The 22,180-nt window shown below is 40.5% G+C and carries 15 protein-coding genes and 1 pseudogene; 12 read left to right on the top strand and 4 right to left on the bottom strand.

The features are described from left to right. Nucleotide 1 precedes the first annotated feature (1 nt). The 5 genes from FHS59_RS07295 to FHS59_RS07275 all read left to right on the top strand — a co-directional run bounded on the left by FHS59_RS07295 (nt 2) and on the right by FHS59_RS07275 (nt 5,197). Nucleotides 2–844: a glycosyltransferase family 2 protein gene (locus FHS59_RS07295; protein WP_184494416.1), complete on the top strand. Its 843-nt coding sequence runs from the start codon at nt 2–4 to the stop codon at nt 842–844. Between the two features lie 346 nt (nt 845–1,190). Continuing rightward, nucleotides 1,191–2,297, top strand: a complete 1,107-nt coding sequence (locus FHS59_RS07290; RefSeq protein WP_184494414.1) for a hypothetical protein — start codon at nt 1,191–1,193, stop codon at nt 2,295–2,297. Nucleotides 2,298–2,343: 46 nt separating this feature from the next. Then, nucleotides 2,344–3,369: a sensor histidine kinase gene (locus FHS59_RS07285; protein WP_184494412.1), complete on the top strand. Its 1,026-nt coding sequence runs from the start codon at nt 2,344–2,346 to the stop codon at nt 3,367–3,369. A 23-nt stretch (nt 3,370–3,392) separates the two neighbouring features. Beyond that, nucleotides 3,393–4,430 (top strand): histidine kinase, encoded by a 1,038-nt coding sequence (locus FHS59_RS07280; RefSeq protein ID WP_184494410.1) that lies wholly within the window; start codon nt 3,393–3,395, stop codon nt 4,428–4,430. Beyond that, a complete protein-coding gene (locus FHS59_RS07275) occupies nt 4,427–5,197 on the top strand; it encodes a LytR/AlgR family response regulator transcription factor (protein ID WP_184494408.1) in 771 nt (256 codons plus the stop codon). Before FHS59_RS07280 ends, FHS59_RS07275 begins: the two co-directional genes overlap by 4 nt. A gap of 408 nt (nt 5,198–5,605) precedes the next feature. On the opposite strand, the gene FHS59_RS07270 is transcribed toward FHS59_RS07275, so the two are convergent. Further along, complete coding sequence (locus FHS59_RS07270) at nt 5,606–8,038, bottom strand: ABC transporter permease (RefSeq protein WP_184494406.1); 2,433 nt, start codon at nt 8,036–8,038, stop codon at nt 5,606–5,608. Between the two features lie 655 nt (nt 8,039–8,693). On the opposite strand from FHS59_RS07270, the gene FHS59_RS07265 reads away from it, so the two are divergent. Beyond that, nucleotides 8,694–10,613: a carboxypeptidase-like regulatory domain-containing protein gene (locus FHS59_RS07265; protein ID WP_184494404.1), complete on the top strand. Its 1,920-nt coding sequence runs from the start codon at nt 8,694–8,696 to the stop codon at nt 10,611–10,613. 73 nt (nt 10,614–10,686) lie between these two features. Beyond that, nucleotides 10,687–11,526 carry an alpha/beta hydrolase gene (locus FHS59_RS07260; RefSeq protein ID WP_184494402.1) on the top strand — a complete coding sequence of 280 codons (840 nt, stop codon included), beginning with the start codon at nt 10,687–10,689 and terminating at the stop codon, nt 11,524–11,526. A gap of 454 nt (nt 11,527–11,980) precedes the next feature. On the opposite strand, the gene FHS59_RS07255 is transcribed toward FHS59_RS07260, so the two are convergent. Then, the gene (locus tag FHS59_RS07255; RefSeq protein ID WP_184494400.1) at nt 11,981–13,447 is read right to left on the bottom strand and encodes a CotH kinase family protein; all 1,467 of its coding nucleotides are present in this window, start codon (nt 13,445–13,447) and stop codon (nt 11,981–11,983) included. A 534-nt stretch (nt 13,448–13,981) separates the two neighbouring features. On the opposite strand from FHS59_RS07255, the gene FHS59_RS07250 reads away from it, so the two are divergent. From FHS59_RS07250 to FHS59_RS07240, 3 genes and pseudogenes are all read left to right on the top strand, one after another. Then, nucleotides 13,982–14,302 (top strand): hypothetical protein, encoded by a 321-nt coding sequence (locus FHS59_RS07250; protein ID WP_184494398.1) that lies wholly within the window; start codon nt 13,982–13,984, stop codon nt 14,300–14,302. A 46-nt stretch (nt 14,303–14,348) separates the two neighbouring features. Further along, nucleotides 14,349–15,683, top strand: a pseudogene (locus tag FHS59_RS23595) (amidohydrolase family protein). Between the two features lie 377 nt (nt 15,684–16,060). After that, a complete protein-coding gene (locus FHS59_RS07240) occupies nt 16,061–17,521 on the top strand; it encodes a potassium/proton antiporter (RefSeq protein ID WP_184494396.1) in 1,461 nt (486 codons plus the stop codon). A gap of 365 nt (nt 17,522–17,886) precedes the next feature. Here FHS59_RS07240 and FHS59_RS07235 read toward each other — a convergent pair whose 3' ends face one another. Together FHS59_RS07235 and FHS59_RS07230 are read right to left on the bottom strand one after the other, a co-directional pair. Continuing rightward, nucleotides 17,887–18,351, bottom strand: a complete 465-nt coding sequence (locus tag FHS59_RS07235; RefSeq protein ID WP_184494394.1) for a DUF4625 domain-containing protein — start codon at nt 18,349–18,351, stop codon at nt 17,887–17,889. Between the two features lie 15 nt (nt 18,352–18,366). Further along, nucleotides 18,367–20,610, bottom strand: coding sequence for a TonB-dependent receptor (locus tag FHS59_RS07230; protein ID WP_317168172.1), 2,244 nt, complete (start codon nt 20,608–20,610; stop codon nt 18,367–18,369). Nucleotides 20,611–20,829: 219 nt separating this feature from the next. Between FHS59_RS07230 and FHS59_RS07225 the strand changes: the two genes are divergently transcribed. Together FHS59_RS07225 and FHS59_RS07220 are read left to right on the top strand one after the other, a co-directional pair. Next, the gene (locus FHS59_RS07225) at nt 20,830–21,207 is read left to right on the top strand and encodes a transcriptional repressor (protein ID WP_184494392.1); all 378 of its coding nucleotides are present in this window, start codon (nt 20,830–20,832) and stop codon (nt 21,205–21,207) included. A gap of 34 nt (nt 21,208–21,241) precedes the next feature. Continuing rightward, nucleotides 21,242–22,012 (top strand): DUF4625 domain-containing protein, encoded by a 771-nt coding sequence (locus FHS59_RS07220; protein WP_184494390.1) that lies wholly within the window; start codon nt 21,242–21,244, stop codon nt 22,010–22,012. The last annotated feature ends 168 nt before the right edge of the window (nt 22,013–22,180 follow it).

The raw sequence follows: 22,180 nt of genomic DNA, 5'->3' as shown, positions 1-22,180 counted from the left end.
AATGCCTCATTATCCATTGGTTTCGATCGTGATTCCCTGCTACAATGCAGCACCCTACCTGGAAGAAACCCTTTCATCCTGCATGGCCATCCACTATCCCCATTTTGAAATTATCGTGATGGATGATGGGTCGGCAGACGAGAGTAAGTCCATTTTGGTAAAATGGGCCAATCAGTACCCTGAAAAAATCAGAGTATTTCAACAATGTAACCAGGGTCCATCTATTGCCAGGAATCAGGGAATCCACCATGCGAATGGGAAATACATTCTTCCAGTGGATGGGGATGACAGGATCCATCCCGATTACATCGAACAAGCAGTAAAGGAGCTGGAATCAGACCCGGATATAAAACTGGTTTACTGCGAAGCAGAAAAATTTGGTGGGAAAACAGGGCACTGGATTCTGAAACCATTCTCACTCGAACAGCTTGCTCAGGATAATATGATATTTGTCTCCTCTCTGTTCAGAAAATCCGATTGGGAAAAAACCGGGGGATTTGATCCAAGGTTCTGCTTTGGTTGGGAAGATTGGGAGTTTTGGATCAACCTACTCAAACATGGGGGAAAAGTTGTCAAACTTCCGTTTGTAGGCTTCTATTATAGGATAAGAGCCAACTCACGCAGAAAATCCACCAACAAAGCCGCCAAAAAAATGACCATTGATCTATTAAATCAAAAACACCAAGAGTTTTTTGATTACTTTCTCAATGGGCCATTAAGAAACCCAAGGGGACTTTCAAAGTATATTAACCCTTTCTGCAAAGCCGCTGTTCTTCTCACCTTATTAAAACCAATTCCGGCAAAAATTCAAGCCACCTGGAATTCAATATTAACAAACTCCTAAGCTGGATTGAATCTATCAATCTTTAGTAGGCATAAAATACTTTCAAGCGACTTGGACCACTGTCCAAGGAGATCCGGTGATGCTGAACCGATAGGAGAACCTACCTCAAAGACATATAGGATGGATCTGGAGCAAAACTAAACTAGCCGGAAACTGAGACCATAAAAAGCATGTATCTCTGATAGCCTGTCCCGATGAATACCTTAGGTCTGTCATTAAATTTTATTAAGGCCAAATTATCGACAATTCGCTCCACATATTTAACAGTTGATGACCATCTGATTTTTTCATTCACATATTCCCAGCACTTTTGAATCACACATTTGTCCCACTAAAAATTATCACCATGAATATTTCAATAAAAAATTTAGCCACTATCCTCCTCGTGACTTTTTTTCACATTGCTACAGTGAGTGGCCAATCTATCAGCACCTCCAGTAATGGTAGCAATACGAGTTATGTCTATAAGGACAATAATCAAAAACTCAAAATAGAGTACAATGGAACTATAAAAATAAGTGCAGATGGAAAATCAGTTTCCTCAGTTTCGCCTGGTAGTCAATTGAAAATTGAAAAAACCACTTTTGGAAACTCAAGGGCTATCGTAATCAAAAATGATGGAAACGGCCTGAAACATGAATATAAAGAAGGGGGAAGAAACAAAGCTTTTGAACCGGATGGAAGAGTTTGGTTGGCCGAAATACTTCCAGAAATCATGAACAGTACAACCTTGGGGGCTGAAGAACGGGTGGCTTCGCACTATTCAAAAGGGGGAGCATCGGCTGTTTTGGAATTGATAGATCAGCTGAATGGAGATTATTTAAAAAGCACTTATTTGGGTTTGCTGTTGAAAAAAAACCTTAATGCAACAGATATTTCTGCCTGCATTGACAAGACGATGTCTGAAATTGACTCTGACCATTACCAACTCGAAGTGTATAAGAAAATTGATCCCAGCTATTTTAAAAATGTAAGTCAGCTAAACAAGGTGGTAAGCGCACTGGATTCTGATCATTTCAAAACAGAACTTCTGAAGCCAATCTTCAAAACCAACATTATGGAGGGCAAAGGCAAAGAATCTATTCAATTGATCAAAATGGTAGACAGCGATCATTTCAAAACTGAAATTGCCAAAACAATAACCTTCAGTTCCCTTTCCAATCAGGAGTTAAAGTTCATGGTGGATGAACTGGTACCGGCAATAGATTCAGATCATTTCAAAAATGAGCTATTGAAAACAGCTTTTGATAAAGGAAATATGGACGAAGGGAGATCTTTGATTATTCTCGATGGCGTAGAAAGTATAGAAAGTGACCATTTCAAATCTGAACTGCTGACATATGTTTGTAAAAAACAGGGTTCCGAAAAAGTAAAAACCAAAATCATGGAAATTGCCAAAAACTCCATAGAATCTTCCCACTTCCTGGGCGAAGTTGCTAGATGTGCCTCCTAATCAGTAGTTTCGGTAAATTTTCAAATCCAGCATCTAGCAACATTACATGTCAAGAGCTCTTTCGGTTTTCCTATCCTTCCTTTTAATTCTCAGTTTAGGCTCCTATCTATTATACAATGGAGGTTTGATAGACTGGCTTGTAAAAGCTCCCTGGTTTCAGGGAGCTGCACTTCTGATCAGCTCTATTGCTGGATTGGGAATACATTTTGGCAGTTCAGCTATAAAAAAGAACCCTTCCTGGGACCAGGGAAATGAAAGCTTGTATATCTTATTATTTCTGCTGACATGGGGTACCCTCAGCTTTTATTCCTATTTATTGGAAAGTCTAATGACCTACGGAATAGGTGAAAATGATTTGGGAATCGGAAAGGGGTTAACCTTGAAAGGAAGTATAGTAGGTCTGATAATATCTATTTTAATCGTTTGGATCAATTATTCATGGATAGCTTATGCCCAATTCTCCAAAAACACCATTCAGCAGCTAAGAAACGAGCGAAACAAAGAAGAACTACAATACAGACTCCTCCGCTCCCAGTTGACCCCGCATTTCCTCTTTAATTCACTCAACACTGCATCCAATCTGATTGCCACAAATCCTGATCAGGCAGAGAATTTTATTCGAAAGCTTGCCTATAACTTCAAGCATCTGATAAAAAACGGAATACAACCACTGAATTCCCTGGAACAGGAGTTGAAGATCGTAGAGAATTACATGCATCTGATGAATGTCAGGTATGGAGAGAAAGTAATCTTGGAAAAGCGCATCAAACCAGAAGCACTTCGACAGCAACTGCCTGCCTTGGCTATTCAATTGTTGGTAGAAAATGCTCTTAAGCATAACGTGGCAAGTCAGGAGCACCCGCTAAAAATTACTATTACTGCAGACCAGGATAAGGTTGTCGTCAATAATACCATCACGCGAAAGCCAGAGCAAATCCCTTCTATCGGTATAGGACTTACCAATCTGAAAGCCCGTTACAATCTCTATGGCAATCAGCAGATTTCCATCCAAGAATCCCAAGCCTGTTTCTTTGTAAACTTGCCCTTTATCTTTCCCAGTATTCCAAAATGACCAAGGTTCTAAAACATAACCCCTTGACTAGATTGCTGCTTCCTTTAGGAGTTGGAGCATTGGTGTACCTTTGTGTTTTGCTGGCCTTCGATACGGTGGGAACAGCCTTAGAGGACTTTTTCACTCGGGAGTTGATATTCTGCATCGCAAGTAGCTATTTGATTCTGGAAGGCAACAGGCTTTTAATCAACCTGTTTGAGTCTAAGCTAACCTCCTCTTCTGGCTTTAAAAAGCAGGTGATCAGATTAGTGATTCTCACCGGTGCTGGAAGCCTGTTATTGACCAGTGGGATGCTCATCTCCTATTTCTCCTGGTTTGAAAATATGAGCGATCCAATGGTCTATTCCACTGAATTACAGATTTTCAATGGTCTTTTCCTTTTTGTTTCCCTGATGTACCAAGGGCATTATGTTGGCTATTACTATATCCACAACAAATTTCAGCAAGAGCTGGAACTGGAAAAAGTGGAAAAGGAAGTATTGGAGAAAAACAAAGATCTGTTTCACTACATGATGAATCCGGAGTTCCTATTGGTAGGGCTTGAATCCATCGTAATCAGAATTAAAGAAGATGATTTGATCATGGCAGATGAGGGAATTCTGTTATTGGCGGATATTTACAGGCATTCCCTAAAAAATCAGGAAGAATTGGTTCTGTTGAAAGAAGAACTTCAGGCGATGCAAAGCACCCAGAACTTTTTTAAACAGTTTGTCGGTAAAAACATCAAGCTGAGCCAACTTCCAGAAAGCAAGGATTTATTGATCGTACCGCGCACCTTGACAAAAATTCTAGAAGCAATAGCCTACTCGCAGCTTTCATCAGCATCCCTGCCTTTACCTCTCAACTTTGAACTCTCGGATAACGATCTCATCATTAAGTTTGACACCAATTATTCCCTGACCAATAATGAGTTGTTGATCGATACCCTCAAGGTCATCAAATCCCAATATGGCTGGCTAAATGGCAAGCTGCACTGGCAAGACCTCAATGTATTTTCCATTTATATTCCTCTGGAGCGGCAATTTAATTCCCAACCTCCAGTACAACCTGCAATCCAATGAAAGTAATACTGATTGAAGATGAACTTCCTGCAATTGAGAAATTAGGTCACTTTTTGAATAAATATGACCCTGAATCAGCTATTCTTGGTGTTGCCTCCTCCATAGCCGAAGCTGTACCTCTATTGAGCAACTATGGTGAAGAGGCCGATTTATTATTAGTGGATGTCCAACTGGAAGACGGACTTTCTTTCCAGGCATTGGATCAGGTTTCATTTTTCAAACCTGTAATTTTCATTACCGCCCACAGCCAATATGCACTGGAGGCCTTTCAAGCAAATGGAATTGATTACTTGGTAAAGCCAATAAGGTATGCTGCATTTGAAGCGGCCTTGGATAAATTCCAGCAATTGAGCGGTAAGTCTATGAATCAAAGTCAGAACAAGGAGCTATGGCAGTATTTCAAAAAGCCCACATACAAAGAACGTTTTATGGTAAAAATAGGAGAGCATATTCACACAATTCCAACTGAATCCATCCAACTTTTTAACTCTGAAGGAAGGAACACCTATCTTTTCTTGGAGGATGGAAAAAGGTTAATTACGGACTATAAAATGGAATCTTTAGAAGAGATACTCAATCCAACCAAGTTTTTTAGGGTTAACCGTAGTTTCATGATTCACCTAAATGCAATCAAAGACGTATTGGTTTATTCAAACAGTAGACTCAAAATCAATCCAAAAATTTCTTTTAAAGAGGAAATCATTGTCAGTCGAGATAGAGTCAACAGATTCAAAGAATGGCTTGGTGGAGAAAACCATTCTGGATGATTTAGCTCAAGCCCTTACTTGCAGTTTTATTTCAAAGTTCCCCAATTTTAGACTCTTGCAAACAAGCTATTCCTCAATCAAATAGAGGATGTAACTTAATACATTTTGATTCTTCAGCAATACCTATTGCTTGGCATCTCATCTGAAATAGCAGCCAAAACCCATACTTCACATCCAATGATTTTTAATCCAATGAACCTTCCCATTTAAAAATAATCACTAAATCTAAGTATGGAATTTTCAGTAATTCTTATAAACATATTGATATTATGTTTCAATAAGGAATAAACCCCTGTTTTTAGGGTTTATTCCGAACCAAAATATAACCTGATTTACATTCTAATACCTACTTGCTTTTATAGAATGTAGGCCTGATTTCCTTAACAACCTCCCAAAATAATCCCTTGGCTACTCCGATCTTAAGGAATGAATAGGGTTACTATGAGCAGTCCAAAGCACACGGGCACTGACAGTAGCCAGTGCTAAGAAACCTGCAAGGAAACCTGCTCCTACAAACATCCACCATTGAAGGGAAATTTTATAGGCAAAATCAAGGAGCCAGATATTCATCAGATACCAGGCAATCGGTGATGCTATCAGTAATGAAACCAGCACCAGTTTAAGGTAGTCAATGGAAAACATCTGAACAATGCTGACTGCGGAAGCACCTAAAACTTTCCTCACACCTATCTCTTTGACCCTCTGCTCTGTCGAATGCACTACCAGCCCAAAGACTCCCAAACTTGCCAAAAACAGCATAAGACCACTGAAAATAGTAAACAACTGAGCCTGTCGATGCTCTTTGTCATATTGCTTCTTCTCCAAATCGTCCACCCATTCAAACTTAAACGGCTTAGCGTCATAAAACTCCTTCCAAATAGCCCCAACGGCATCGAGTGCCTGGGATTCCGTTCCATCTTGAACTTTGATCAAAACCGAAGCATATTTAAATTCATTATTTGCCATGATTACCGTAGGCTTGATAGGGTCTCTCAAAGAAATACTGTGGAAATCACTTAGTATTCCTATTGGAGTTTCTTCCAAATTGGATATGGCTCCTCCTAATTCTGTTACTCCCAAAAGCTCCGCGGTGCTTTGAGTTATTAGAATTACTGGAGAGACCTTATCATTTGCTTCACTATCCTCCACAGAAACCAATGTGCTTTGCAAGTTGTCCCTTTGCTCAAAATCTCTTCCCTCTTTAATTTCCATCCCCATGACTTTGGGCAGATCAATATCTCCGATAATGTAATCAACCGGAATGACCTGATCAGGATCCTGTGGATTTTCGATTCTTTTGGTCAAAGAACCAGACCCTTTGGTAGGCACCCAATTACTAAGACTCACCGCTTCTACACCGGCTATCTTTTCAATTTGCTGTTTGAGCTCAGCAGATTTGCCTTCTGTCGCAAAAGAAGAAATACTCAGTACATGGGAAGGGTCATAGCCAAGATCTTTGTCCTCCATAAAGCGCATCTGAGACCAAACAGTCACTGTGCCGATCAAAACTAAGATGGCAAAAACAAATTGAGTAGCCACTAAACCTTTTCGAATAATGGAGACGGAGACACTTCCCTTCCTGTCAAAACTGTTTTTCAAAGCATTCCCTAGCGGAAAACCCGCCACCATCAAAGCGGGGTATACTCCTGCCATGATACCCAACAGAATGACGCATATGGCAAATCCCAGCAAAAGGGGAACATTTTCGAAAAACTTTATTTCAAGCCGGTGACCTAATAGTTCTTCCACATGTACCAAACTCAATCCATATAAGGTACTTGCCAAAAGGGCTGCAATCAGGAAGAACAGCAGGCTTTCATATAAAAACTGTGAAATCAATTGCCTCCTGCCGGCACCCAATACTTTTCGAACACCAATCTCCCTGAATCTCTTGATGGATCTGGCAGCACTGAGGTTGACAAAGTTGATAAAGGCAATCGTCAGCAATAGAATGGCAACCCCGGAAAATAAATAGACATTGGCAGGATTCCCCTTGACTTCCTGACTAGCAAAGTCTGATTTGAGGTAAATATCTTCGATGGGCTGGAATTCATAGGTATTAACACGTTGCTTCAACTCATCAGAGGCATCGGTAATGTAATCCTTATACCATTTGTTCACTTTATCTGTAAAAGCCGGAATAACTGTTTGCGAGGAGACCAGAATCAGTTGTTCATCAAAATAGCCCCAACCCTCCCTACTTAATGGTGTATCCGAAGGTTTGGAAATCTGAATTCCGTCAGCTCTCAAATAGGTATTGGAGGGAATGTCAGCGATGATACCTGTAATCAAAAATGGTCTGGAATCAGATAGATAAGGAGAGACTAGTTGGATTTCTTTCCCTACAGGAGACTCATTGGGAAAATGAGAATCCACAAATGATTGGGTGACAACCAAATTCCCAATCCCCGGCCTATAGTGCTCAGGAGCTCCCTGTAAAATAGTGAAATCAAGCATCTCCCATACATTGGTATCTGCCTGAATCAAGTTCATCTGTATAACATCCGTACTGTGCTCATCCAACCGGAAATTGTAATTCCCTTTGGATATACTCCCAGCTGCTTCGACTTCCGGGAAATTTTCTTGTAAGGTGGCCGCCAAGTTCGTAAATGAGGACTCCGACTTACCCTCCATCCCTTCAGATGTTTCCACAGTCAGTATACGGTAAAGCCGGTCCTTTTTGGCCCAAAAACTGTCATATGAAATTTCATCCAAAACTACAGTTGCCACCAATAAGCATGATGCCAACCCGATCGTCAAACCAAAAATATTAATGAAAGAATACGTTTTGTCTACGATTAAATTTCGCCAAGCGATTTTGAAATAATTTCTCCACATCATGGTTTATATCTGTTTGAAATTGGGGCACACAGCTCCCAGAAGACTTTTGGAATTCCCATTTCTATGCCATTATAAATAGCCTTGGAAACACTCTAGAGGTTTATTTACATCGGATGAAAAAAAAATTAGCGAACAAAATTGGTCGAAATTGAACATATTGGTTGCTATAAACCTCGAAACTAATAGGTGTAGTTGCACCTGATCTAAACGGAATTTAAAGCAAATTTAGGCTTCATAAAATATCGCTACAGAATAATGAGGCCAACTTGATGATCCAAGTCAGATGCAGTTTCATTTTTTTTGGCACTGGATGGAATTTATAATTCTCCCTTACCCCTACTTTCGGTATCGCCAGGCTCTCATTGACATGCTGCATGAACCTTGGATTGAAAATTACTTTGAGAGGCCTAATTCTCTATGAACCCATGGATTATAGTACACAATAAAATTCCAACCCAAAGACCCGTTTTTCATCAATTCCGGGAATTCCCCCTAGAACCAAATCTAATTTCAATTTGAAAATGGATCTAATGGATTCAATTTTTTGATTGCTGCATTCCTTCGGATCCAACATTCCTTTTTAAAAAAATCAAGTTTACCGATTCCAACCTTTCAACTACGAAGAGCCTCTTTTATATATAAGTCAATAAAATCGATGAGGTACTTCCCGCTATTAGTTATTCTATTATTTACAGGTCTTGACACTTTTGCACAGCGTTACCATGCCGGATTTCTTTCCATACAAGTACAGGACACCACAAGAATCTTTAAACCCAATACAGCTCAAGGAGACAACCTGCACTACCGCCCTGTTGAGCTTGACATCTGGTATCCTTCAGAAGAACAAGGAAACAGCGAACTGGTTTTTGAAGATCTTTTCTCGCTTCTTGAAAAGCGAGCTACCAAGTATCAGGACGGGCAGGACTTCAGCGGGATGACAGAAGAACTTGCACAATTCTACGTGGCTCAGCTAGGGATAGGAACCGATGGGAAAAATCTATTGGATATACCCACTCAAAGCTATTCTGATCTTTCATTCCCAGACTCGACTCATCCGGTCATTCTATATATGGCAGGGTTCAACGGCATGGGTTTCGAAAACTATAAAGTACTGGAAGAACTGGCGCAAAGTGGCTATTTGGTTATTTCTATCTGGTCGGTAGGAAGATATCCGGGCGATATGACAAATGAATTGGAAGATATGATGGAACAGGTGCTGGATGCGGAATTCGCAGTGGCTTACCTCAAAAAAAAGGGAATTGTCAGTGGGGATTTTGAAAAAATGGGAATCTTAGCATACAGCTGGGGTGGAATGAGTGCTGCTGCCTTTATTGCCAGAAATCCCGATACCAAAGCTTTTGTATCCTGGGACGGGACAGAATCACACTATTTCGGAGAATCAGAGGTGGATGACCGCGCCATCCGGAAAATATATGATTCCAAGCTACTGAAACCAGAAAGACTTAAAATTCCCTACTTATATCTTGAAAGCGGGGACAAATTGGACAATTTTACGCCTTCTGAAAGCTACAATTACTTTGAGAAATCCGAGGCTGAAAAATATTATCTTCGGTTCCGAAACAGTAAGCATTCCGATTTTTTTGCAATTCCCTCCATTCTGAATGCCTCGGCTAATTCTGTGGATATCTATGAACAGATTAAAACCGCCACTGTCCTTTTTTTCAACAAAGTACTCATGGGCAAAGAAGACTTCACCAGCTATTGGGCAGGTCTAAAATCACAGGATAATACCACGGATCAACTCTTCTCTTTATCTGATCAGGAAGAGTCAGAGCTAGAGTTTTCAGGATCAATTATTGACTCTAATAATGACAAACCTATCCCTTATGTAAATATTGGGGTTTTGAACAAAGGAATTGGGACTGTATCTGATCCAAAGGGAGAATTCTCTCTTTCACTGACAAAACAATTCATAAAGGATACTATCAGAATTTCCGCCATAGGATATAAATCCATTGAATTTCCCATACAAAAGTTAATGTTTGAAGAAATGCCCTTATCAATTCATCTGGAGGAACGATTTGGCGAATTGGACGAAGTAGTGGTATCTACAGAAAGATTAAAAAGAAAAACCCTCGGAAATAAGACACAGAGCAAATTCATGAGTACTGGATTCAGCTATGATCAACTTGGGGCTGAGATGGGTATCAAAATAAATATCCGTAGCACCCCTACTTTGGTAGAGGCCTTCAACTTCCATGTATCCTACAACAGGCTAAGTGCTCCTTCAGTCTTCAGGTTAAATTTTTACCAGGTTGAGCAAGGCAAACCTGGAAGAAATATCCTCAGGGAAAACATACTGATCAAAATTGCCCCAAATCAAACAGGAGAAATCAGCATGGACCTCCAAGCCTATCATATTGTATTGAGCGAGGATGTAATCGTGGCATTGGAATGGGTGGAATCTGAGGGAGAAAACAAGGAAGGGGAAGCTATATTTTTCTCGCTTGGACTGTTTAATTCAGGAACGCTTTACAAAAAATCCAGCCAATCAGAATTCCGTAAGCATAGCAGTCTAGGTGTGGGGTTCAATCTGGATGTTTCAATCCTATAGTCTCTGCTAACCTAATAAATTTATTTAAAGAACTATTTCAACAAAGTGATTTCTTAACCGAAACCTAAAACCCATGATATTTAAAAAACTCATCCCAATTTGGACAATCATCTTGTTGACAGCTTGCTCAACGGTTGAAAGTAAAAAAGATCGTTTTGATTTACATTTTAATCAGTACTCAGAATATGTAAGAGATACATTCTACATTGATGTACAGCTCCCAATAGAATATGTGGAAAATCCAGATAAGAAATATCCAACGCTAGTATTCGTTGACGGAAACTTCTATTTCCCTACGATGTCTGCCATCCTTCATCAATATGAAAAAACAGGACTTCTGGAACCCTTCATTGCAGTTGGAATAGGTTACAAATCGTTTAAGGCAATGGACTCTTTGAGAATGAGAGATTATTTATTTCCAAAGGCATTGCCTTCTGACGAACTTGAAGCCCCTGGGGGTGGTCAAAACTTTTACGATTTCATTACTAAAGAATTATTACCAAGAATTGACTTGGACTTTCGAACTGATACGACTGACAGGACGCTTATGGGGCATTCCTTTGGAGGCTACTTTGTGCTATACAGTTTATTACACCAATCAGCTGTTCAAGCAAATGATTTCAAAAACTTTGTTTCGGCTAGCCCGACCTTATGGTACAACGACTTTTATTTAAACAAGCTACCCGAGCAACTTTCGAAAAACCAGAAAAATATTGGGCTATACCTGAGTGTTGGAGGATTAGAAGATTCAACATGGTCGGTTAATCCTGTAAAAAGTTTGACAATGAAACTACAAAACAAACCAGTTAAAGGACTTGATTTTAAAAGCAGGGTTTTTAATCATTTAGACCACATGGACGTTGCTCTATTGACATTCACGAAAGGACTCCAGGAGTTGAGAACCTCAAAATAAATTCTGCAAAGCAGAGCCCCACCAGGGCGGTAGTAGCTTTGCCGCGACTTGACCTTTTCCACACGCCACCTGTCCTCTCGCTAAAAATGTCAGCCGGACATTTTATTCTCGCTCGATCCCCATTGCGACAAAGCCTGTCCCGATTATTTCGGGGGCAATAGAACATAAAATAAAGATTTAGCCCACAGATGGCGTTATTCGGATTCCGAAAATTATCGGGATGCAATTCCGAACTCATATCTCAGGAATTTGTAATATCAATAATATATACCTCAGAAAGGCTATGAGGGCCATGGCCTTAAACCTATCCCTGCTTTGGAAATTATCTTTGCGAAACTTTTGCGAGCTCAGCGCCTTTGGAGTTCAAAACAATACATTCCAATTCTTCACATATAAAATCATTGAATTTTCCTCTAAGGAATAGACTTTAAAACTAAGTGTTTTTTAAGATGTTTTACCAATTTCCGATCTCCGCATCCATCCAAGAAGATCGATCCGTGAGATAGACCTTGAGGTTTTGAATAGACTGATCGTAGTTCACGCCTATGCCCTGGTCCCATTTAGCATAGTTGCGTGAAACGGCTCCATTCGTCTCCAAGTAGGTCTTGGCATCATCTACCACTTTTTGCAACATTACTTTGTTGAGTTCACTTTGTCGCAGAGATTGCCATCGGGTTTTTACCTTTTGTCTGAAAATCGGGTCTTCCAGCAATCTTTGCCACCAAAATGGAACCATCCAAGGGTCATTGGATACGTAATTATTGTATTTAACTACCCAATCATTGATTGGTATTCTGTTTGTTTCGTCAAACCCAATGTTCATATCCCAAATCGGTCCCATGGCCAACTTTCCGTCCCGGTCTTTTTCGACAAAAGTACTGATTCTATAGGCGTCGACATTTCGGCATAGTTCGGTGATCAGAAAATAGTCTACAAAAGAATCTACCTCCATGAAATTGGTATAGGTCCGTGACGAGCTTGTAAAATCATCGGAGATCAGGGCATTTTCAAATTGATCCACATATTGCGCTATGTACTCCTTTTGGGCTTCGGTAATGTTCTCAGCTTTGGGATACTCATAGGTAAAATAAGTTTCCAGATATTGATCTGCATGATATGGTGGCTGGAAGGCTGGAAATGATATTGGTTTGCTAAAAATGTCAAAATTACTTCGAAAGCTATTGGCCGAAGTATAGCGGGCATCATCGTCCCAGTTGTTTAGAAAATAGGAAAGTGGCTTATTATCCTGTTCCGGCCCGGCATCTGACTTGTCAATTTTTAAGATATAGCCACCACTAAGGTTGGTAGTAGAGGCATTCAGAGATTTGATATCGATCCGGTTGGAATCGCGCTTGGGTTTTTCGCAGAAATAATAGACCCCGAGGTATTCTCCATTGACTTCAAGCTCCACAAATTGCCCTCTGCTGGCATATTTTCCAATTTTCCGGGAAAGCTCATAACCCACATGATTGTAAATAAGGCTTCGATCCCAGATGTATTTATCATTCAGGTTGACTACATGCCCAATCAGTCTCCAATCTTCTTCTTCCGGCATTCCAAAGAAGGAAACATCTACCCCCTCTCCTGTGCCATCAATAGTTTCGAAGTTAAAGCCTTTTTTATCAGAAAGACGAAAGGAAGTTTTTCCCCTATACTCCAGATCAATTGCTTGCTCTTGGATCAGCTTCTTTTGCTGGTAAATCTTCATCTGAGCGCTGACTCCCGGCTCATAGGGAATCTCTTTTCCTCCAGTACTGATGACCAGATAAGGAATTTCACTCTCTTTTGTATCAATAGCAAACACCTGCCCATCATCTCCTTTTGATACAGGTTTCTCTACCGGATCAGAGCAGCTAACAAAAAGAAAAAGAATAATTGTGGATGAAAGAAGAAAGGATTTGGAGAATATTCGAATCAACATTGAATTATTTTTTGCCAAACATAATGGATTCAACACAATTAAAAAGCCAGGAAGTAATCGAGCCCATAATTGTTTCCTGATTCGATCCTTAAAAAACTGTAAAAATAGCCAACCTTTGCCCAAAGACGAGTTCGGAAACCTTCCTGAATAAATTTATTGCTTCGGAAATCTATACTCCATTCGAGTTTTTGGCAGGAAATGATCAGGGATCTCTAAACTTAACTATCGGGGCAATGGCTATTAACCTATCGGTGCTTTGGAGCTTTTCTTTGTGAATCCTTTGTGAGCTTTGCGGCTTTGAGGTTAATAAAACATCTTACCTCCTCCCTAAAGAATGCTAAGGCCTCACTGAATTATCATCCTATTTTGTAAGCTTGCAGTGTAATGGTTTAAAACTAAATGAAGTAAAGCCATAGCTGTGTAGAGTGAAATAAATGGGAATAAGGCTTAAGGATAGAAAGAAAACATCTTCATCCATGAAAAACACTATGGGTATTTAATCCTATTTTTAAGAAAAGTTAAATTTCTAGAAGAATGGAAAGAGATCATAATTTTAATTATCGTCAACCTCTAGTCACTGCATCTGGAATCATTTTGGGATTTGTATTGAATTTTGCCACTGACTTGGTTAAAAGAGACAATAAAGGTGATTTTGTTTCCATGGCCATTCTGTTGTCAACAATGATCGGTATCATTTTCCTGATTACTTCCCTATACCGAATTTTGAATAATAAGTATGATCGAAACAATGCTGATAAGTATTATTCAATTACTCTGAAATTATTTTTAACCGGAGTAGTTTTCTCTTTCTTAGGTGCACTTGTGAAAATGACCTATACGCTCATCTTACCTTAGACTTGAGAACCCCAAACCAGACACCTATCATTTAAACACTGATAAAATGAAACGAAAGTTATTCTTTCTATTTTTCTTCCTAAGCACATTTAGTTTGGTTTATTCTCAGACTCCTCCGAGTTCCATCATTTTTGAGAACGTCAAATTCTTCAATGTCAAATCCAAAACACTTTCAGAGGCAGTGAATGTTTGGATTGAAGGTAACAAAATCAAAGGCATCAGTTTGGAGCCTATTGCTAAACCGGCAAATACCATACTGATAGATGGGACAGGTAAAACCCTGATTCCAGGTTTGATTGATGTCCATGTACATATGGTTTTTGGAGCCTTAACAATGAGAGATATGCTCAATCCAAACTTATCTGAGGAGCTAATCCTACAAAAAACAGCTGTCAACGCGGAAAAAATGCTGATGCGAGGATTTACAAGTGTGAGGGATGCAGGTGGCCCTATTTTTCCGCTGAAGTCAGCAATTGATCAAGGGAAAATTATCGGGCCAAGGATCTGGCCATCTGGCGCAACTATCAGTCAGACTGCAGGCCATGGTGATTTTAGAACTCCTGACGAACGTTCCAGACGCTTCTTTGGTACACCTAGCAGAGCAGAAGTTTATCAGGCTACCTTTATTGCTGATTGAAGAGATGAAGTTTTGACAGCAGTAAGAGAAAATCTCCGCTTCGGGGCAAGTCAGATCAAACTGATGGCAGGAGGAGGAACTTCTTCTGCCTATGATCCAGTGGATGTTACACAATATACTTTTGATGAAATGAGGGCCGCTGTGGAAGCAGCAGAAGATTGGGGCACCTATGTAATGGTTCATGCCTATACATCCAGAGCTGTTCAAAGGGCTATTGAAGCTGGTGTTAAATGTATAGAGCATGGTCAGCTTTTGGATGAAAAAACGCTAAAAATGATGCGGAAAAAAGATGTTTGGTTAAGTCTTCAAAACCTGGTTGAGGATACACCAGATATGGATCCACAGCGAAGGGAAAAACGCAAACCTGTACTAGAAGGTCAGGAGAAAATATGGGGCTTGGCAAAAAAACATAAAGTCAAACTTGCTTGGGGCACTGACTTTCTTTTTGAGCCAGATCTAAATGAACAGCAAAACGAATATATTTTGAAGTTACAAAAATGGTTTACCAATGGTGAAATCATAAAAATGATCACATATGATAATGCGCAGCTTTTACAACTTTCAGGTTTGAGGAGTCCTTACCAGGGAAAATTGGGGCTAGTGGAAGAAGGAGCAATTGCTGATTTGATCCTTGTGAATGGAAATCCACTCGTTGATCTAAACTTGTTATCTACGCCAGAAAAGAATTTCCAAGTAATAGTGAAAGATGGAAAACTGGTAAAAAACCAAAAGGATCCCCAGTAAGGGTTTTCAATATCACAAGATTGTTTGCTATATAATTACGAATTGCAATATAGTTTGCAAACTTGGCCTGGATTTAAATTCTGATTTTCATTTCCATTATAACGCTGCCTAAATTTCTGTGCCAATTGGTTAGGTTTTTTCCTGAAAATCACAATACCCAGCTGTTCTATTGATAATCCCATTAAAATTGGAAATTTCTGATTCTCATTAAAAAAAATATCCTGAACAATAGCGGGATTTAGCAGTCAAATTGATTGCACATCACATTCAAAACCTTGGGAATATATTTTTTGTTTACCTGCAAAAGAGGATTTAAAAAAAGCCAAACTAAAAATGAATGTAAACTTTTATAGTTTTGATTATTCCATTTTTGAACGATGACATTAACTGCAGAAAACATTCTTTTAATCAGCTCAGTATTATTGTTGGCTGGAGTTTTGGCCAGTAAGACTACCGGAAAGACAGGAATTCCGATGTTATTGATATTCCTCGGAGTCGGCATGCTTGCGGGTTCTGATGGGATCGGTGGGATCAGATTTGACAATCCCGCCATAGCCCAGTTTCTGGGAATTATAGCACTAACCTACATACTTTATTCGGGTGGTCTGGATACAAAATGGCCAAGTATCAAGCCGGTACTGAAGCCTGGAATAGCTCTTTCAACGCTGGGAGTCTTTCTTACAAGTTTATCTCTTGGCTCATATGTGTATTGGATTACCGAGCTTAATTTTCTGGAAAGTCTTCTTCTCGGCGCAATTGTTTCTTCTACCGATGCAGCCGCAGTATTTTCTGTTTTGCGGGCAAAAAGCATAGGGTTAAAAGGCCACTTGAGACCCTTATTGGAGTTGGAGAGCGGTAGTAATGATCCGATGGCTTATTTCCTCACTGTTTCCTTGCTAGGTCTGATCACATTGAAGACCGGATCGATTTGGGAAATTATTCCTATGTTCTTTATCCAAATGTTGGTCGGGGGTTTTCTGGGCTGGTTATTTGGCAGAGCTACAGTCCTATTGATCAATAAAGTTAAACTGGACTTTGAGGGCTTATATCCTGTGATGCTTTTGGCTTTGGTGCTCATCACATATACTTTTGTTGATTTACTTGGAGGCAACGGTTTTCTGGCAGTATACATCAGTGCTATCACTGTGGGCAATGGTAAAATGGCCCATAAGAAAAGCCTGATGAAATTTTTCGATGGGATTGCCTGGCTGATGCAGGTCATTATGTTCATCACATTAGGTCTTTTGGTTTTCCCCAAACAACTTATCCCCGTTTCAGGAATTGCAATTTTAGCAGCATTATTCTTGATTATGGTCGCAAGGCCTTTAGGAGTTTTCATCTCCCTTTCTTTTTTCAAATTCAAGCTTCGGGAAAAAGTGTTTATTTCCTGGGTAGGTTTAAGAGGGGCCGTCCCCATCGTGTTTGCCACCTTGCCCCTCATCGCCAACATAGAGCAATCTGCAGTGATATTTCATATGGTATTCTTTATCGTGCTTGCCTCAGTTGCGATCCAGGCCACTACCCTTCCTCTTGCTGCAAAACTCCTGCATCTCTCTCTCCCTGCCTCCCTTAAGAAACGTTCTATGTTGGACATAGAACTTTCCGATGATTTTAAAAATGCCATTCTGGAAATCCAGATACCGAAGGAAAGCAACATAGAAGGCAAAAAAATCCTAGAACTAGGTTTCCCGAGCTCCTGTTTGATAGTTTTGGTGAAAAGGAATGGCAAATTCATTACGCCAAATGGGCAAACAGAATTAAAAGCGGAAGATGAGCTGATGATAATGATGGAAAATGACAAGGAAGAGGAACAAATAAAAGGATTGCTTCAGATCTGATCACTTTACACTTGCGCTGGTTAAAACAAGGCAAGCATACCCAATCAAAGATAAGAAGTCGGCAAAGCCTGAACCATCGCTCCTCCCATTAAAACAAAAACCCGCTACGGCGACTGACTTTTTTCGTTGTGTCACTACTTTTTCAGTAAGGTAATACCCACTATTAATCGTTCTTTTGAAGCCGTTCAGTAGTATGGCCACCGATGCCAGGAGCCAAAACCAATGATCAAAAAGATAGCCGAATAGCCATTTTTAAAAGTCAGCCAAAGGAAATTGCCAGCCACAAAAACATTCAGTATTAACACACTGATTAAAAAAAGCTGCCTAGATTCCTAAGCAGCCTTTCCAATAAATCTTCAACCAAATTATTCAATCTTAATACTCATGCCCTGCAAAGTCTGCCAACCCTCCTGGTCGGTCAACCGGATCAGAAAATGATAATCACCGGGATCTATATCAGCAGGAATTTCAATCTCAGCGGTCCCCTTATATTCTTTCAAACCCTCGGGAATGGTAAATGTCTGAATCAACAATAAAGGGTTCACCGGGCTTTTTACCGGATCCTCATCACAGCTGTTCACTTCTGTACTGTGGGTGTGGTGATCAAAATTGTGGTGAATGTCCAGACTAAAACTTCCCAGCTCTACATTGTCTGAGAAATATGCTTTGAACTCCAAGGTTGTTCCCCGCTCAATCACACTGCATTGCAGAGGAAATGAATCATCCTCAATCATTATTTCCGGATATTCTTTATCGATCAGGGGCTTTTCATCTTCCCCACAGGAAGCTAGGAAAATCATCATTAAAATAAATAGTGACCAATTTTTCATATTATTTATAGGATTTTAGAATTCATAACTTAGGGATACACTGATATTCCGGCCTGCCTCCGGCAAATTGATCAGGCGATAGAAACTCGTGTGGTTCAGGTATCGTGTATTGAAGAGATTCTGCACTTGAAAGTCAGCCTGGACTTCCTGTCCGAATAAAATAATGGCAGTCCCGGCCCTTAGGTTCACCAACTGATATCCCGAGGTGACTTTCTCTGGAGGTACAATATTTTCCTGTCTTGCGGTAGCTCTGAAATCCACTGCGAAATAGGGATTTTTGAAAAACCCTTCTGCCAAGGGCTTGTAGGTGGCATTGATAATTCCTGATGGAGGGGGTGAAAATGGCAAGGTAAACCCTTGCTTATCACCTGACATCTGCTCGCTGTAAACATATTCTCCCAACAGCTCAAAACTCCATTTCGAATTCAACTGATGCATAACACTCATTTCGGCTCCGTAGCGCAAAACTTCCGCCTGGGTATAGTTGAAAACCTGATTTCCGGCGCCATAGAGCACATCCATTTGGGCGGTTGGATTGAGGTAGATGTAATTGGAGAAATAATTCACAAACGGACTGAAAGAAAGCAGCCATTTTTCTTTCTTCCACTCCCCTCCCAGGTCCAGCTGCAGAGAACGTTCGGGATCCAGACCTGCATTGCCCCGCTCGTAGCGGAAATAGTGATAATTCACCCCATTTGCCGCCAACTCCTTTGCAATGGGCATTCGGAAACTGGTCCCCAGATTTGCCTTGAAAATCAGATCTCCCGGTTTATAATTCACCCCTACTGACCAAACCAAGCTGTTGAATTTTCGCTGAAATTCCTCTGCCCTATACAGGTAATCTTCTTCGATTGCCTGGGATGCATCTTCCACACTGGGAAACCAATCTTGGTATTCCTCTACATGGATTTGGCTGTGATCAAAACGTAACGCAGCAGTCAGTTGCCACAGAGGAGCCAATTTGAACTTATCGATTGCGAAAAATCCATAGCTGTATTGCTGAAAGGCCGGAATCAAAAATCCCCATCCACCAATATCATTGTGCTGGTATTCCCCACTGGCACCAAATCCCAGTTCATGCCGGTCCAGAAAAAGTTCGTCTTTCAGGTTTATGGAAAACACCTCTTTATCAAATGCTCTTTCTTGTGTGGATGGATAAGGAAACTCAGATGGAAAAATGGCAGGCATGTAACCATGGTTAACATACTGGCTCCACTCCTTCCTGTCATTTCTCTGATAGCCAAGATCCAATTGGAGAAAATTATTTCCGGCCGCATAGCTGGCTTTATTGATCACTTTGGTATGCGTCACCTCTTGAAATGGCAAAAGGATATCCCGACTGGAGCGGTCATGAAGCTCGGTATCCACCTGCCTTGGCTCCAATCCGTGGGCATTGGCAAAGAAACCTGCTTTGGTACTCACTCTACTGACTCCAAGTGTATTCCGGAAATTTTTCCCTAAAAATCCCACGCGAGTTGAAAAATCAAGTTCCTGCCCGGCAGAGTTTCTGACTTGCCCCTCGTGCAAGGCTACTCCAAAATCATAAACAAACACGGAGTCTGTAGGAACTCTAAAGTCCCCATAATCAGCCACTGTCAGCCTACCTTCAGCAAACCAGTTGTTTTTTCTGTAAAATACATTGGCTGAACCACCAAGCCAGCCATTGTTGGATCGGGTCCCGAGTTCGACCGAGCCTCCGAAACCATCTTCTGTCGGCGCCAATTTCTCCCGGATATCAATCACTCCGCCGATCGCGTCAGAACCATATTTGAAGGAGGCTGGACCTTTTATAATTTGAATCTGGTCAGCTGCAAATTGATCCACTTCCAGCCCATGATCCGTTCCCCATTGTTGGCCTTCATGTTTCAGCCCGTTTTCCACTACCATGACCTGGTTGAATCCCAATCCACGGATCAGAGGTTTGGAGGCTCCCGAACCGATTCCTATCATGCTGATACCCGGAATCCTTTCCAAAGACTTCATCAAACTCCCGCTACGGTTTTCTCGGATAAAATCCTGCTTTACAAGCTCTATCGCATTTGACTCTTCCCTTCGGATCATCTCTGCCTGATCAATGACCACTACCTCTTCCAATTCCTGGATTTTAGGAGTGGTGTCAGATTGAAAAAGGTGTATTAAAGCAAAACGATTGGAAGCCATGCTGTGATTTACAGCGGGAAGGTCTGTTTTTTTCGAAGGAATAGCTGCTGCCATTCCAGTTAAAAACAAAGCAGAAAGTAATAAGGAAAGTCTGATCACTGAGTCGTAAATGCAATTATATTGCAAATATAGAAAGACATCATGTTGAAACAATGTTGCACTTAATTAATTGAAAAAAATTCTCAAATACGTCAACACACGATCTAATCGAGGATTTTTGAATTTTTAGAAAAAGAAAAAAACAAAACTTATTTGCAATACTATTGCATTTAAAAACAGATTTGGCATATTTGCAATAACGTTGCAAGTAGCATTGACATGGGAAATACCATAGCCAGAACAAAAATCCTGAAGATCATAAGCCTAGCTAAGCATCCTGTCAATTATAGTGGGATAAAAGATCTGGTGGGCAATTCGTTCAGCAGGGTAACGATATACCGCATGTTAATTAGACTGGAAAAGGAGAGTTTAATCTATCGCTTTCCGGATTTAAAAGGGGATTTCAGATACTCCATTTGTTCGGGTTCAGAGGAGACCACTCCAAACAATCACTTTCAATGTACAGTGTGTGACACCGTTTATAAGCTAGAACGCGAACCTATAGAAGTGTCTATTCCAGATGACTATTTAGTACATACGGTACAGGTATTGACTGCTGGCATTTGTCCGGAATGCAAGATTTTTAAAGAAAACTAAATCAAATCTATAACCCACAAAAAGTAAAAACACTATGAAAAAACTTAAACACGCTTTGCTACTTCCAATTTTGGGACTTGCGCTTTTTTCCTGCCAGGATGACGAGGACGTAAATTTTGATGCACCTGCCATCTCCGGCTTCGAATTTGGAAAAGGTGGAACTCACAGTACCGACGGAACAGCTTTTAGAGGCTCAGATCTACATCTAGAGGCCGAAATCCTTGCAGAAGCCACGGTTGCCTCCATCACGGTAACCATCCATGGACATGATCTGGAAGTTGGCGAAGGTGAAGAGGAATGGGATTTTTCCCAAACCTTTACGGACGAAAAATATCGTGTTAAAAACCCAACTTTCCATGAGCATATCGACATTCCTTCAACAGCACCAGTTGGAGAATACCATGTGACTATGGAAGTGACCGATGAAGCTGGAAAAACTTCAGAAGTTGAAGGACACTTGGAAGTAATGTCCCCAGTAACAATCAGTGACTTTGAAATGGACGAAACTGTCGCACGTGGATCCGACTTCCATGTGGAATTTATGATCAATGCAGTGAATGGAATCCATCAGATCACGGTGGACATCCATGCCCATGGAATTACACCAGGTGCCGGTGAGGTAGAATGGGACTTTGAAGAAGTTTTCGAAGAAGGCTATCATGAACTGTCCGAAGCTAAATTCCATGAGCACATAGACGTGCCTGCTACTGCTCCTGCCGGAGAATACCATATGATTTTCACTATCGAAGATGAAGATGGTAACACCATCGAATATGAATCCCATATCGATGTGACCGTCAGTTAATTTCAAATTATAAAATCTAACAAATAAAAAAGCCAGACTGCTTTATGTAGTCTGGCTTTTTTATAGTCAAAATCTTTTAAAAACTGAGTCAATATCTTCCAAGTTCAGATTATAGAATGCAATGACTTTCATTTCAAATAAAAATAGAAGAATCGTTTCCTTTCCCAC

The sequence above is a fragment of the Algoriphagus iocasae genome (genome assembly GCF_014206875.1).
GTDB lineage: Bacteria > Bacteroidota > Bacteroidia > Cytophagales > Cyclobacteriaceae > Algoriphagus > Algoriphagus iocasae.
This window is presented reverse-complemented; position numbering and strand designations above follow the sequence as displayed.